Below are 14,615 nucleotides of genomic sequence, written 5' to 3'. Positions count from 1 at the left end.
GGGGCAGGCGCCCTTTCCAACGCAAAACGGGGAGCCGCGATGGCTCCCCGTTTTGCATTGTCCCACCCCGGCCCCGCTCAGCCGTTGAACATCATCCAGATCGACAAGGCAATCAGCGCGCCGCAAAACAGGATGCGCAAGCGGCGCTCCGGCAGATGGTGCGCCAAGGCCACGCCCCAGGAAATGCTGAGCACGCCGCCCAGCGCCATCGGGATACCCACCGCCCAGTCGACATGGCCGGCATGGGCATAGGTCCATAGCGCCACCAGCGTGCCCGGCGTGACCATCGCCAGCCCCAGCCCTTGCGCCGCGGTCTGCGTGGCGCCGAAGAAAGCGGTCAGCATGGGCACCGCGACGATCGCGCCGCCGACGCTGAAAAAACCCGCCGAGGCGCCGGCCGCCATGCCCACCGCGAAGATGTACTTGCGCGGCAGCGCGATGGACGACTGCACATTGCGCTGCCGGCGCAGCAAGGTCCACAGGTAGTACAGCGCCAGCAGGCCCATGAAGGCGGCAAAGCAGAAATGCAGGCTGCGCGCATCGATGCTGGTGGCCACGCGCGCCGAGAAATAGGTCGTCACCACCGCCGGCACGCACATCATCAATGCCGAACTCCACTCGATCCTGTTGCGCTGCTTGTAGCGCCAGAAGGCGATCACCACGTTGGGCACGATCATCACCAGCGAGGTGCCCTGCGCCAGTTGCTGGTCCATGCCGTACAAATAACCCAGCACCGGAATGGCGATCAGCCCGCCGCCGATCCCGAACAGCCCGCCCATCGCCCCCAGCACGCCGCCCAACAGGAAGTTGAGCGCGCTCGACAAAAACAAAGAATCCATCATCGGTGTAAAGTTACGGGTCTGCCGCGCGTGCATGGATTGGCATCACTGCCAGCCCTGCCGTGCGGCGTTCAAATCAAACAAGGAGACTGTCATGAGCGGCGCCATCGTATTCGCGTTGGAAATGGGCGTAGTCGCCATCATCGCGCTGGCCGTCTACATGGTGATCAAGAAGTAGGCCCCGGCAGCGCCCCGCTGCATGCGCCTGCAAAGCTCGCCAGTGTAGCGCAGCCGGCCCCGGCTGTCATAAACCGGGGCAATGCCTGGCGCCGCCCGGACGGATCTCCTGGAATGCAATGGCATGCATGATGTACAACAATCGGCACAACAAACGGCATCACTAGCCGCTCCCCACTTCATGCAAAGGAAGAAAACAAATGGATTTAGGACTCAAAGGTAAAACCGCGCTGGTATGCGCGTCGAGCAAGGGCCTGGGCCGCGCCTGCGCGCTCTCGCTGGCGCGCGAAGGCGTGGCCGTGACCATGCTGGCGCGCAGCCGGGAGGCGCTGGAAGCGGCAGCCGCCGAGATCCGCGCCGAAGTTGCCGGAAATGGTGCCACCATCACCACCGTCGCCTGCGACATCACCACGCCCGAAGGCCGCGTCTTGGCGCTGGCCGCCTGCCCCAGCCCGGACATCCTGGTGACCAACGCCGGCGGCCCCAAGCCGGGCGATTTCCGCGACTGGTCACGCGATGACTGGATCGCCGCGGTCGACGCCAACATGCTGACCCCGATCGAGCTCATCAAGGCCACGGTCGACGGCATGATCGCGCGCGGCTTCGGTCGCATCGTCAACATCACCTCCAGCGCCGTGCGCGCGCCGATCGACATCCTGGGCCTGTCCAACGGCGCCCGCTCCGGCCTGACCGGCTTCGTCGCCGGCCTGTCGCGCAAGACCGTGGCGCACAACGTCACCATCAACAACCTGCTGCCGGGCCCGTTTGAAACCGACCGCCTGCGCGCCACCGCGCAAGGCGCCGCCAGGGACAGCGGCAAGAGCGTGGATGAGGTGCTGGCCGAACGGCGCAAGCAAAACCCGTCCGGCCGCTTCGGCGACCCGGCCGAGTTCGGCGACGCCTGCGCCTACCTGTGCAGCGCCCAGGCCGGCTTCATCACCGGCCAGAACCTGCTGCTGGACGGCGGCGCCTATCCGGGGACGTTCTAGTGCTGGCGCGGCGGCGCACCCCACGCAAGAAAGAATAAAGCCAGCGTGAAGACGCAACAATGCCTCGCCCCGCCGAGATCGACGGGGCGAGGCATTGCATCACATGACAGACGCCTTATCTGGCGGCGGGTGCGGCTGCTCCCGGCGCCGGCGAGCTTTCCAGCTTGGTCACGACGTAGCCGACGGGCGTCCAGCGGTCTGCGGTTTGCACCATCGAGACTTTCTCCACCGTCGGGGCTTTGGCGAAGCGGGAGGCGAACACCACATTCACGTATTCTCCCGGCGGCAGATTGGCCGGGTTATTGATGCGTACGATCTGTATCCATTCGCGGCCGCCGGCGCTGCCCAGCTCGCTCTGCAGGGCGGCCAGATACTTGATCCACTCTTCCTTGCTGACGCCTTTTTGCATGACGGGGCCGCTCAGGCTCCACATCCGATCGGCTTGATTGGCGTCGGCCAGTACCGCCCAGCGCGTCGCCGCGGCGACGGCAGTATCGATTGAGGCGTTTGATTGCGCCGCGGCCTGATGCGCCGAGACGATGGCCCCCAGGGAAAATGCAGCGATGCAAGCGGATTTTTTAAGCGATTGGTATGCGGCCATTTTTCTCTTCCTATAAAGTGACACAAAAATTCAACGAACAAAGATCGACTACAGGTGCTGCATAAAAAAACGTGTTCGCGATGCTGCGATTCAACGCAATGCAATCCGTTTAACTCAATTCGACGCGACGAAATTGGCGCATTCCTGGTCCTTCCAGTAGGTGCCTTCGACCAGCATGTCGTCGCCGAACTGGACCTGATACTGGCAATTGATGATCTCCCCGTCCTTGCGGAATTTGAACAGGTAATTCCATACCCGCACGCGCCAGAAGCCCTCGCTGAAATGCGGCACTCCCAGCAAGTCCCGCATCTGATCCTTGTTTAAGCCGGCGACCACCTTCTTCAGGTTGCCCTGGATCGGAAAGGTGCCGCCCTTGAGCGTGATCGTTGACAGCGCGGGAAACACCGGCCCTGCATCTTGCGCCTTGGCCAGCGCAGACACCGAGAGCAGCGCCGCCGCCATGCAAACCCCCTTGCAATACGTCCTGATCAGATTTTTTTTCATGTTGTTTTCCCCTTTCCCCTTTGCAATCCGGCACATCACCATTGGAAACCGGCGCCGACCACCGCGCCGGTCTTGCCGCGGCTATTGGTCGTTGCCGCGGCCTTGATGATCCAGCGGCCGTTGTCGGTATAAGTCGACAGGCCCAAGGCCAGGCCGGTCTGGCCTTCATAGGTGCTGCCGGCAATCGAGACCATGCTCTTGCCCGGCGCGCCCGGTTGCGGCAAGCCGGCCACCGCCATGGCCGAAGCCGTGCCGCCGTTGGCGTCGTTGCGATACTTGTCCAGGTCGCCGCGCAGATTGCTGATCTGGCTATCGGTGTATTGCTTGGATTGCGTCACCGCGGTGTTGATATCGCCGGTAGTCGTATTGCCGGGGCCGTTGGTAATGGTGGCCGCCACCGCCTTCAACTGGCTGACGTTGACCGCGTCGGTATCGGCGCTGCCGGCCGCCACGCCGGTGATCTTGCGGTTACCGATGTTGACTTCGCCGGACGAAGTCTGCGCTGCCGCCAGCGCATAGGCTACGTAGCCGGCCTGCGCGCCGACCGTGGTGGCCGATCCGGAGCCCAGGGCGATACTGTCCGCATGCGCGGCATTCGCGCCGGAACCGATGGCGATGCTGGAACCGCCAGTGGCCTTGGCGTTGGCGCCCTGGGCGATGGATTGCGCGCCGCTGGCGATGGCGCCGTTGCCCATTGCCATGGCATCGGCTTGCAACGATTGTGCGTTTTGTCCGATCGCCATGCCGCCGGTAGCCGCAATATCGACCACGGCGCCGTTGCCGATGCCGATGCCGTTATCGCCGTTGACCACCGTATTGGGCCCCACCGCCACCGAATTGGTGCCGACCGCCAGAGAATCCGATTCGGTCGAGTTGGCGTGGAAATACTTGGTGGTAGTCGTCGCGAACGAGGTCAGCGCGCCGGTCAGCTGCCGCACCGTGACCGCGTCCTGCGCTTGCGTGCCGTCGGCGACATTGGTGATCTGGCGATAGGTGCCGGCAGTGCTGTCGCCCACCGAGATCGCGCCCAGCAATATCTTGTCCCCCGTGTTGTAGGGAATCCCGGTGGCGCCGACCGGGATGGTGCCGTTGGTCGCCGCAATCACACGGTCGGAGACAGAGCCGGAACCCAGCGCCACGCCGCCGAAGACGGAAGCCACCGCGGTATTGCCGACCGCCACCGCATTCTCGAACGACGCCTGCGCGTTGTAACCGACCGCCGTCGCCCCCTTGGCCGACGCATGCGCGTCATCGGCCGTCAGCCCGGTATCGTTGGTGCGTACATATTTGATGCCGGCGCCGTTATTGGTGATGTAGGTGGCCGACGTATTGCCGGCGATATTGTTGACCACATCGGTGAGGTTGGTGACATTGGTATTGGTCGCGAACAATTGCGAACCGTTGACCGCGTCGGTGCTGGTCGCGCTCAGCGTGCCATCGGCCACATTGGTGATCTTGTTGGTCGTCGTCGCGCCATGCGAGGCACTGAAAGCGCCCAGCGCCGGATCCCACAGCAAGGCGTCGCTCACCGTTGCCGCCACCGCCTTCAACTGGCTGACGTTGACCGCATCGGTATCGGCAACGCCGGCGGCCAGGCCGGTGATCTGGCGGTTGCCGATATTGATTTCACCCGCCGACGTTTGCGGCGCGGCCAAAGCGTACGCGGTGTAATTGGTCAACGCGCCCACCGTGGTCGCCGAACCGCTGCCCAGCGCGATGCTGTTGTCCTTGTCGGCAATGGCGCCGGCTCCCAGCGCCATCGATTGCACGCCGCTGGCGTTGGCGTCGGCGCCCATGGCGATGCCGCCCTGCAGGCTGGCCTGCGCATTCGATCCCAGCGCCAGCGACTTGATGCCGCCGGCGTTGGCGTTGTTGCCCAGGGCGATGCCTTCGGCACTCAGCACAGTCGCCGCCTGGCCGATGGCGATGCCGCTGGTTGCCGTGCCCTGTATCGTTGCGCCATGTCCGATGCCGATGCTGTCGTTGCCGGCGGCAACGGTACTGGCGCCCACCGCCACCGAATACGTGCCGGACGCCACCGAATCGTCAGCGCCGCCGGCAACCGGCGATTGCGCATGGAAATACAACTGCCCCGTGACCGAGAATGAAGACAAGGCCCCCACCAATTGCCGCAAGGTCACCGCATCGTTGGCCTGGGTCGCGTCAGCCACGTTGGTGATCTGGCGGTAGCTGCCGCTGGTGCCGTTGCCCAGCGACAGCGCGCCCAGCAGCGTGCCGTCGGTGGTGTCGTAAGACACCGGGCTGCCGGCAACCTTCCCTTGCGTTGCCGCAACCGCCCGGTCGGATACCGAGCCCGAACCCAGGGCCACGCCGCCGGCCACCGAGGAATTGGCGCCGTTGCCCATCGCTACCGAATTGGCGGCCGAAGCCACCGCCAGGGGGCCCACAGCCACCGAATCGGTACCGGTCGGCGTGGAATCGCCCAGGGTCGAATTGGCATGGAAATACTTGGTGCCGGTCGTCGTCAATGCATCGAACACTTGCTGCACGCTGGTATAAGTCGAGTTGCCGGCGTAGGTAAAGCCGCCCGTGACCAGGCCGGTGACCGGGTTGTAACTGGTGGTGCCGCCGAAGACATTGGAGATCGAATTGCCCAGGTTGGCCGCCGCGCCGGTGAGCTGGCTGACGTTGACCGCATCGGTGGGCGCGCTACCCGCTGCCAGGCCGGTAATTTGCCGGTCGCCCGTCACGTAAGGCAAGCCGGTGACCGGATCGGTGCCGCTGGTCGAGTGCGCAAGGGCGATTTCACCCAGCGAATTTTGTGCGGTCGACAGGCCGAAGGCGGTATAGCCGGTCTGTCCCCCGCGCGAAGTCGTCGTGCTGGTGCCCAAGGCCACGCTGTAGTTTGCCGACGCGGCAGATCCCGCGCCCAGCGCCAGCGAGCTGACGCCGGAGGCATTGGCCGAGGTGCCCAAGGCGCTGCCGCCCAATGAGGAAGCGCTGCTGTTCTGCCCGATCGCGGTGGAATAGTCCGCGCTGGCCGTGGCGGCATCGCCCACCGCCACCGAGCTCAAGCCTGAGGACCTGGCGTTATTGCCGACGGCCACGGCGGCTTGCGCGGTGGCCTGCGTGCCAACGCCGATCGCGGTGGTGTCGTCCGCATTGGCCAGGACATTCATGCCCATCGCCGTGACATTGGTGCCGGTGGCCGTATTGCCGTTACCGACCGCGCTCACGTTGGTGCCGTTGGCCGTGTTGTTGTTGCCGGCCACGAACAGGTTGGTGCCGATCACCGAGTTCGGATCGCCGATCGACACGATGCCGTCGCCCACCACGGTCTGGCCGAAGCCGATGGCGATGGAGCGGTTGCCGACCACCGAGGTATTGGTGCCGATGGCAATCGAGTTGACGCCGCTGACCGTGGCATTGTCGCCGACGGCGATATTCGATCCGCCGCTGGCCTTGGCCGCATTGCCGATCGCGATATCGTTGATGATGGTCGGCGTGCCGGAGGTGCCGGCGACCGTGTTCAGGCCCATCGCAATGGCGCCGTTGCCATAGGCATTCGCCACCGGGCCGATGGCCGTCGAATTGGCGCCGACAGGGTTGGAATCGGCCAGGATCGAGTTGGAGTGGAAGTATTTGACGCCCGCGCCGTTGTTGATGCTGTTGAGCGCGGAATTGGTCGCAAACAGTTGCGAACCGTTGACGGCATCGGTCGAGGTGGCCGAAAGCTGGCCGGCCGCGACGTTGGTGATCTGCCGCTCGGCGCCGCCGGCGCCGACGCTGACCACGCCGGCCGGGCTGGCGCCGGCAAAGTTATAGGTGGTGCCGCTGAGCACTGCGCTGCCGGTGGGCACCGCCGCCGCCGTCACCGTCGAGCCCTGGCCCAGCGCCACGTTGGAACCGGTCAGGCCGGCCGCGATGCTGGCGCCCTGGCCCAATACCGTCGAGTTGGCCACGCCGTTGTCGGTGGCCGAATTGCCCAGCACCGACGACGCCGCCCCGGTGGCCGAAGCGCCGAAGCCGCCGGCCAATGCATTGGCCCCCGACGACACCGGCTGTATCGACGTCACCGAGCCGTCGGAAACGAAGGGCCCGGCCTTGCCGGTATTCAGGTTGTTGACCGCGGTATTGGTCGCGAAGAGCTGCGAACCGTTGACCGCATCGGTGGACGAGGACGACAACTGGCCTGCCGCCACATTGGTGATCTGCCGCTCGGCGCCCACCGCGCCGACGCTGACCACGCTGGTCGGCGCCGCCCCGGCAAAGTTGTAGGTCGTGCCGCTGATCACGGCGCTGGCCGTCGGATTGGCCGCCGCGGTCACCGACTTGCTGCCCAGCGCCACGCTGTCCAGGTTGCCGGCAGTCGCGCCATAACCGATCGCCACCGCGCCATCGGCCGACGAATTGGCCGAATCGCCCATCGCCACGCTGTGCTGGCCGCCGGCATTGGCGACAATACCGACCGCCGTGGCGCTCAGGCCGGAAGCCACCGCAGCTTGCCCCAGCGCGGTGCCGAAATCGCCGCTCGCCTTGGCCTGCACGCCCAGCGCGGTCGCACCGACGCCGGATGCGATCGAGGCCTGGCCGATGGCGGTGCTGAAATCGCCGCTTGCCGTCGCCTGCACACCGAAGGCGGAAGAATCCGCTCCGCTCGCCTTGGATGCCTGGCCGACCGTCGTGGTGTAGTCGGCCGATGCGATGGCGGCATTACCCACGGCGGTGGCGCTTTGGCCCGACGCCGAGCTTTCATTGCCGGACGCCACCGAATATATCCCGCTGGCCGCCGCATTGTTACCCACCGCCATCGCGCTTTGCGCAGTCGCGCTGGAGTTGGTGCCGAGCGCCAGGGTATCGTTGGCGCTGGCCGTCACGCTGCTGCCCAGGGCCATGGAGCCGACCCCCGACGCCGTATTGTTGGTGCCGATCGCCAGGGCGCCATCGCCGGTGGCGCTGTTCTGGTTACCCACCGCGACGGCGCCATTGCCGGTCGCGGTATTCTGGTTACCCAGCGTGACCGCGCCGCTGCCGTTGGCCGTATTGTTGTAACCTAGGGCCACCGCGCCCTGGCCAGTCGCGCTGTTGGGGTCGCCGATCGACACCGCGCCGTCGCCGCTGGCGACGTTGCCCAGGCCGATCGACACCGCGGCGCCGCCGGCGGTCGATGCATTGGCCGACGCGTTCTGGCCGATGGCAATGCTCGAGCCGGTCGAACCCGCCGTCGCGCCATTGCCGATCGCCACGGTGCCGACGCCGTTGGAGGCGGCATTCGGCCCCACCGCAATGCTGTTCAGGCCGGCAGCGGTCGAATCCGCCAGGGTCGAATTGACGTGGAAGTATTTGATGCCGGCGCCGTTGGCGATGTTGTTGACGGCGCTGTTGGTGGCAAACAATTGCGAGCCGTTGACCGCATCGGTGGAGGTAGCCGACAACTGGCCGGCCGCCACATTGGTGATCTGCCGCTCGGCGCCGCCGGCGCCGACGCTGACCACCCCGGCCGGGCTGGCGCCGGCAAAGTTATAGGTGGTGCCGCCGACCGTTGCATTGGGCGTGGCCACGGCCGCGGCCGCCACCTTCGATCCCTGTCCCAGCGCCACGTTGGAGCCGGTCAGGCCGGCCGCGATGCTGGCGCCCTGGCCCAGCACCGTCGAGTTGGCCACGGCGTTATCGGTCGCCTGGTTGCCGATCACGGTCGAGGCCGCACCGGTGGCCGACGCGCCGAAACCGCCGGCCGACGCATTGGCGCCCGACGACACCGGCTGCGTCGTCGTCACCGAACTGTCGGAGACGAACGGCCCCACCGTGCCGCTGGTGATCCTGGCGTTCACCGCCGCCAGCTGGTTGACGTTGACCGCATCGGTGCCGTTGATGCCGGCCGCGACATGGGTGATGGTCCGTTCATTGCCGGCCGAGCCGACCGACACTTCGCCCACCGAGTTTTGCGGCGCCGTCAAGGCAAACGCGGCGTAGTTGGTTTGCGCCCCGACCGAGGTCGCGGCGTTGGCGCCCAGCGCCACGCTGTTGGCCTGGTTGGCGACCGTATCGCGTCCCAGGGCCAGCGCATTCGCGGCAGACGCCGTTGCGTTGTAGCCGACCGCCGTCGATCCCAGCGCCGAGGCATGCGCATCGTCGGCCGGCAAACCGGCGCCGGCCATGTCGTTGGTGCGCACGTACTTGACGCCGCTGCCGTTATTGGTGAGGTAGGTGTTGCTGACATCGCCGGCAACGGCAAACAGCTGGCTGCCGTTGATGGCGTCCGTGCTGGTCGCATTGACCGCGCCGGGCGCCACATTGGTGATGATGTTGGGGCCGACGCCAATATGATTGGCGCTGAAGGCGCCGGCGCCGCCGTTGGCCGCCGGATCCCACAGCAAGGCGTCCTGCTGCACCGCGATCAGCTTGGCATCCGCCGCCTTCAATTGCGCCACGTTGACCGCATCGGTATCCGCGCTGCCGGCCGCCACATTGGTCAGCTTGCGCTCGGCGCCGGCCGAACCGACCGACACCTCGCCCACCGAGTTTTGCAACGGCGTCATTGCATAGGCCGTGTAATTGCTCTGGGCGCCGACCGAAGTTTTGGCGTTGGCGCCCAGCGCCACGCTGTTGGCCTGGTTGGCGATCGTATCGCGTCCCAGGGCCAGCGCATCCGCGGCCGATGCCGTAGCGTTGTAGCCGACCGCCGTCGATCCCAGCGCCGAGGCATGCGCATCGTCCGCCGTCAGGCCGGCGCCGGCCGTGTCGTTGGTGCGCACATACTTGACGCCGGTGCCGTTATTGGTGAGGTAGGTGTTGCTGACATCGCCGGCAACGGCAAACAGCTGGCTGCCGTTGATGGCGTCCGTGCTGGTCGCATTGACCGCGCCGGGCGCCACATTGGTGATGATGTTGGGGCCGACGCCAATATGATTGGCGCTGAAGGCGCCGGCGCCGCCGTTGGCCGCCGGATCCCACAGCAAGGCATCCTGCTGCAGCGCCGTGAACTTGCTGTTGACCGCGCTCAATTGGTTGACGTTGACCGCATCGGTGCCGTTGATGCCGGCCGCCACATTGGTGATGGTCCGTTCATTGCCGGCCGAACCGACCGACACTTCGCCCACCGAGTTTTGCGGCGCCGTCAGCGCAAACGCGGTATAGCCGGTCTGGGCGCCGACCGAGGTCTTGGCATTGGCGCCCAGCGCCACGCTGTTGGCATTGACCGCCTGCGCGCTGGCGCCCAGCGCGATGGCATTGGCTTGGTTGGCCAGGGCCGTATCGCCGAAGGCCAAGGCGCCGGCCGCCGAGGCCTTGGAATTGATGCCCAATGCCACCGTCCCCTGGCCGGTGGCGGTATTGGTATTGCCCAGCGCCACCGCGCCGGCGCCGTTGGCGGTATTGTCCTTGCCCAGGGCGACGGCGCCGGCGCCGGTCGCGGTGTTCGGATCGCCGATGGCGACTGCGCCGTCGCCGTTGGCGGTATTGCCGGCGCCGACCGAGACCGACTTGCCGCCTTGCGCAATCGCGCCCTGGCCGATCGCCACCGCACCGTCGGTCTGCGCCTGCGCCTGGCTGCCGGCCGCAAAGCTGGCCACGCCGGTGGCCACCGATTGCGGGCCGATGGCCACGCTGTCGGTGCCGTTGGCCTGGCTGTCGGCGGCCACCGAATTGGCATGGAAATATTTGGTGACGCCGGCCGTCACCGCGTTGATCGCCTCCTTCACCTGCGCCACGTTGACCGCATCGCTATCGAGCACGCCGGCCGCCACGCCGCCGATGGTGCGGTTGCCGATGTTGACTTCGCCAACCGAAGTCTGGGGCGCCGCCAAGGCATAGGCGACGTAATTGGTCTGCGCGCCGACCGCCGTTTGCGAACCCGCGCCCAGCGCAATGCTGTTGTCATGGGTGGCCTTGGCGCCGGAACCCAGCGCCAGGCTGCCGGCGCCGCTCACGTTGGCGCCGGAACCCAGGGCCACCGACTGGTTGCCGCTGGCTGTCGTGCCGTTGCCCAGCGCCAGCGCATCGGCGGCGCCGGCGGTGGCGGTCTGGCCGAGGGCCACGCCGCCCGGCGCGCCCGCCTGCACGGTCGCGCCGTTACCGATGCCCACGCCGTTATTGCCGTTGACCACCGTGGCCGGACCGACCGCAATCGAGTCGGTGCCGACCGCCAGGGAATCGGCCCCGGTGGAGTTGGCGTGGAAATACTTGGTAGTGGTGGTCGCAAACGACGTCAGCGCCCCGGTCAACTGCCGCAAGGTCACGGCGTCTTGCGGTTGCGTACCGTCGGCCACGTTGGTGATCTGGCGATAGGAGGTGGAAGAACCTACCGACACCGCCCCCAGCAAGTTCTGGTCCGACGTATTGTACGGCACCGCGCCGGTCGCCACCGTGCCCGAACCTTGCGCAATCGGGCGGTCGGACACCGATCCCGAACCCAGCGCCACGCCGCCGTTGATCGATACCTTGGCGGTATCGCCCAGGGCGATGCTGCCGGGGTTGGACGCTTGCGAGCTGTAGCCCAGTGCCAGCGAACCTTGTCCGGTGGCTGTATTGTTGTTGCCCAGCGCCAGCGCGCCGACGCCGTTGGCGGTATTGTTCTGGCCCATCGCCACGGCGCCGTTGCCGGTGGCGCTGTTGGGGTCGCCGATGGCGACTGCGCCGTCGCCGTTGGCGGTGTTGCCCACGCCGATCGACACCGACTTGCCGCCGGTGGCCGTGGCATTCTGGCCGATGGCCACCGCGCCGCCGCTGACCGCATTGGCGGCATCGCCGATGGCCACCGAAGAGGCCCCGCTGGCCGTGGCCGCATTGCCGCCGGCGAAGGACTTGCCGCCGGTGGCCTGGGCGCCGGTGCCGACCGCCGTATCGTCGGTCGCCGTGCCGGAGCCGGAGACGCCGGCCACCGCGTTATAGCCCAGCGCGGTATCCCCGGCGTTATAGGCGATGGCGCTATTGCCGCCGGCCAGGGAATTGTCGCCCACCGCTTGCGTATTGGCGCCCAGCGCCGATGCATTGCTGCCGGACGCGGTCGAATTGGCGCCGATGGCGGCGGCGAAGGTGCCGGAAGACACCGACGAGGCGCCGATGGCGATGGTATCGGTGCTGGACGCTGCCGCCGCATTGCCGAGCGCCACCGACGACACGCCCGAGGCGAGCGCCGCGAAGCCGCCGGCAAACGCGCTGCCGCCGGTGGCTTTGGCAGTCGCGCCGATGGCGGTATCGTTGGTGCCCGGGCCGGCGGAGATGCCGGCCACCGAATTGAAGCCCAATGCCACATCGCCGCTGTTATAGGCAATCGCACCGGCGGCGCCGGCAAAGGCATTGTTGGCCAGCGCCTGCGTGCTGGCGCCGATGGCCGTGGCCGACAAGGCCGAGGCGGTCGCGCTGCCGCCCAGCGCGGTCGTATTGTTGGCGCTGGCCTTGGCGCTCACGCCGACTGCGATCGACGCAGTGCCGCTGGAGACCGAATTGGCGCCTTCCGCAATCGCGCCCTGGCCGCTGGCCGTGGCATTCAGGCCCAGTGCAACCGTATTGACATTGGTGGCTTTGGAGGTATCGCCCAGGGCCACCGACGAGGCGCCGGATGCGGTCGCCGCATTGCCGCCGGCAAAGGCGTTGCCGCCGGTGGCCGTGGTGCCGCTGCCGACCGCGGTATCGGTGGTCACGCTGCCGCCGGAGACGCCGGCCACCGCATTGCGGCCCAAGGCCACGTCGCCCAGGTTGAAGGTCCTGGCCGCATTGCCGGCCGCCAGCGAGTTTTGCCCGGCCGCCGCCGCCGACAGGCCGAAGGCCGCCGCGCCGATGCCGGAGGCCGCGCTGGAGGCGCCGATCGCCACCGCATTGGTGTTGGAGGCATTGGCGCTGTCGCCCAGCGAGGTCGAGGAAGTCCCGGAAGCCAGCGCGCCAACGCCGCCGGCGAAGGAACGGCTGCCGCTGGCCTGGGCACTGGCGCCGGCCGCGAACGAATTGCCGCCGGTGGCCTTGGCCGAGGCGCCGATCGCGGTATCGTTGGTGACCGCGCCGGCCGAAACGCCGGCGACCGCATTCTGGCCGATCGAAATATCGCCGGCGTTGTAGCTGGTAGCCGTATCGCCAAACGCCACCGACGACGCCCCCGCAGCCTTGGACGCATTGCCGGCCGCAAAGGAATTGCCGCCGCTGGCCTGGGCCGTCTTGCCGACCGCGACATCGTTGGCCGAGGAGGCGGCGGCGCTGACGCCGATCGCAATCGCGTCCGTGCCGGTCGCGCCCGAGTTGGCCTTGGTATTGCTGCCGGCGCCGGTGGTGGTGGAATTCGCATTGAAATAATTGACGGTCGACGCCGCCGCCGCGGAAACCTGCTGCGCCACCGCATACAACTGGCTGCCGTTGATGGCATCGGTGCTGGTGGCGCTGACCAGGCCGGTGGCCACGTTCTGGATCCGGCGTACGCCGCCGCCGTCCGAACCCACGCTGACCACGCCGACCGGCAAGGATTGCCCGCCGCCATAGCTATAAGTGACGCCGCCGATGGTGCTGCTGGTATAAGCCGCGCTGCCGGTAGTATTTGCGGTGACCCCGCCGGTGGTGGTCGAGTTGCTGCCCAGCGCCAGCGAATTGGCCAGGCTGGCCGCCGCATTCTGGCCCAGCGCAATCGCGCCGGACGCATTGGCGGTGGCGGTATTGCCCAGCGCAATCGACGACGCGCCCGATGCCGCCGCCGACAAGCCGGCCGCCAGCGTATTTCCGCCCGTGGCCTGCGCGCCGTTGCCCAGCGCGATGTCGTTGATGATGGTGGTCGGCGAGCCGGATACCCCGGCCACGGCGCCATTGCCGACCGCCACGCTCTGGTTGCCGTAGGCGGTCGCCGCTTTGCCGTAAGCCGAAGCGCTGGCGCCGGAAGCCGCCGCCAGCGGGCCGGAGGCAATCGCATCGGTGCCGGTGGCCGCCGAGTCGGCCAGGGTCGAATTGGCGTGGAAATACTTGATGCCGGCGCCGCCGGTGGCAATGTTGTTGATGGCGGTATTGGTCGCGAACAGTTGCGAACCGTTGACCGCATCGGTGCTGGTGCCGCTGAGACGGCCGGCCGCGACATTGGTGATGGTGCGCTCGGCGCCGCCGGCGCCGACGCTGACCGTGCTGGCCGGCGTGGTGCCGGCAAAGCTGTAGCTGGTGCCGCCAATGGTGGCGCTGGCGGTGCCGACCGCGGCCGCGGTCACGCTGCCCGCGCCCAGCGCCACATCGTTGGCATTGGTGGCGGTCGAGTTGGAACCCAGCGCCACGCCGTTGGCCGCCGACGCCTTGGCGGTATCGCCGAAAGCCAGGCCGCCGGCCGCCTGCGCCTGCGAGGCATTGCCCAAGGCCACCGAACCCTGGCCGGTAGCCGTGCTGGTGTTGCCGAGCGCGACCGCGCCCTGGCCGTTGGCGGTGTTATTGGCGCCCATCGCCACCGCGCCGGTGCCGGTCGCGTTGTTGGGGTCGCCAATGGCGACCGCGCCATTGCCGCTGGCGGTATTGCCGACGCCGATCGATACCGCCTTGCCGCCGGTGGCGGTGGCGCTCTGGCCGATGGCCACGGCGCCGGCCGAA

At 67.4% G+C, this 14,615-nt stretch carries 5 protein-coding genes and 2 pseudogenes; 2 read left to right on the top strand and 5 right to left on the bottom strand.

Annotation, left to right across the window (positions count from 1 at the left end):
* Positions 1–77 precede the first annotated feature (77 nt).
* Complete coding sequence (locus AC07N6_RS05540) at positions 78–842, bottom strand: sulfite exporter TauE/SafE family protein (RefSeq protein WP_494779321.1); 765 nt, start codon at positions 840–842, stop codon at positions 78–80.
* Here AC07N6_RS05540 and AC07N6_RS05535 point away from each other — a divergent pair.
* A complete protein-coding gene (locus AC07N6_RS05535) occupies positions 808–1,017 on the top strand; it encodes a hypothetical protein (protein WP_494780278.1) in 210 nt (69 codons plus the stop codon). The two genes, AC07N6_RS05540 and AC07N6_RS05535, sit on opposite strands and share 35 nt — an antisense overlap.
* 199 nt (positions 1,018–1,216) lie before the next feature.
* Positions 1,217–2,005 (top strand): SDR family oxidoreductase, encoded by a 789-nt coding sequence (locus tag AC07N6_RS05530; RefSeq protein ID WP_494779320.1) that lies wholly within the window; start codon positions 1,217–1,219, stop codon positions 2,003–2,005.
* 115 nt (positions 2,006–2,120) lie between these two features.
* Here the strand turns inward: AC07N6_RS05530 and AC07N6_RS05525 are convergent, their stop codons facing one another.
* The 4 genes and pseudogenes from AC07N6_RS05525 to AC07N6_RS05510 form a co-directional block, all read right to left on the bottom strand.
* Positions 2,121–2,606, bottom strand: a complete 486-nt coding sequence (locus tag AC07N6_RS05525; protein WP_494779319.1) for a DUF4019 domain-containing protein — start codon at positions 2,604–2,606, stop codon at positions 2,121–2,123.
* 114 nt (positions 2,607–2,720) lie between these two features.
* The gene (locus AC07N6_RS05520; protein ID WP_494779318.1) at positions 2,721–3,110 is read right to left on the bottom strand and encodes an outer membrane protein assembly factor BamE; all 390 of its coding nucleotides are present in this window, start codon (positions 3,108–3,110) and stop codon (positions 2,721–2,723) included.
* Positions 3,111–3,145: 35 nt separating this feature from the next.
* Positions 3,146–4,876, bottom strand: a pseudogene (locus AC07N6_RS05515) (YadA family autotransporter adhesin); the annotation flags it as partial.
* Between the two features lie 291 nt (positions 4,877–5,167).
* Positions 5,168–14,611 (bottom strand): annotated as a pseudogene (locus AC07N6_RS05510) (beta strand repeat-containing protein); the annotation flags it as partial.
* Positions 14,612–14,615 lie beyond the last annotated feature (4 nt).

It is taken from the genome of Herbaspirillum sp. GW821-FHT09A12 (assembly GCF_059418325.1).
Note: the sequence above shows the minus strand (reverse complement) of the source record. Positions and strands in the feature narration are given on the sequence as shown.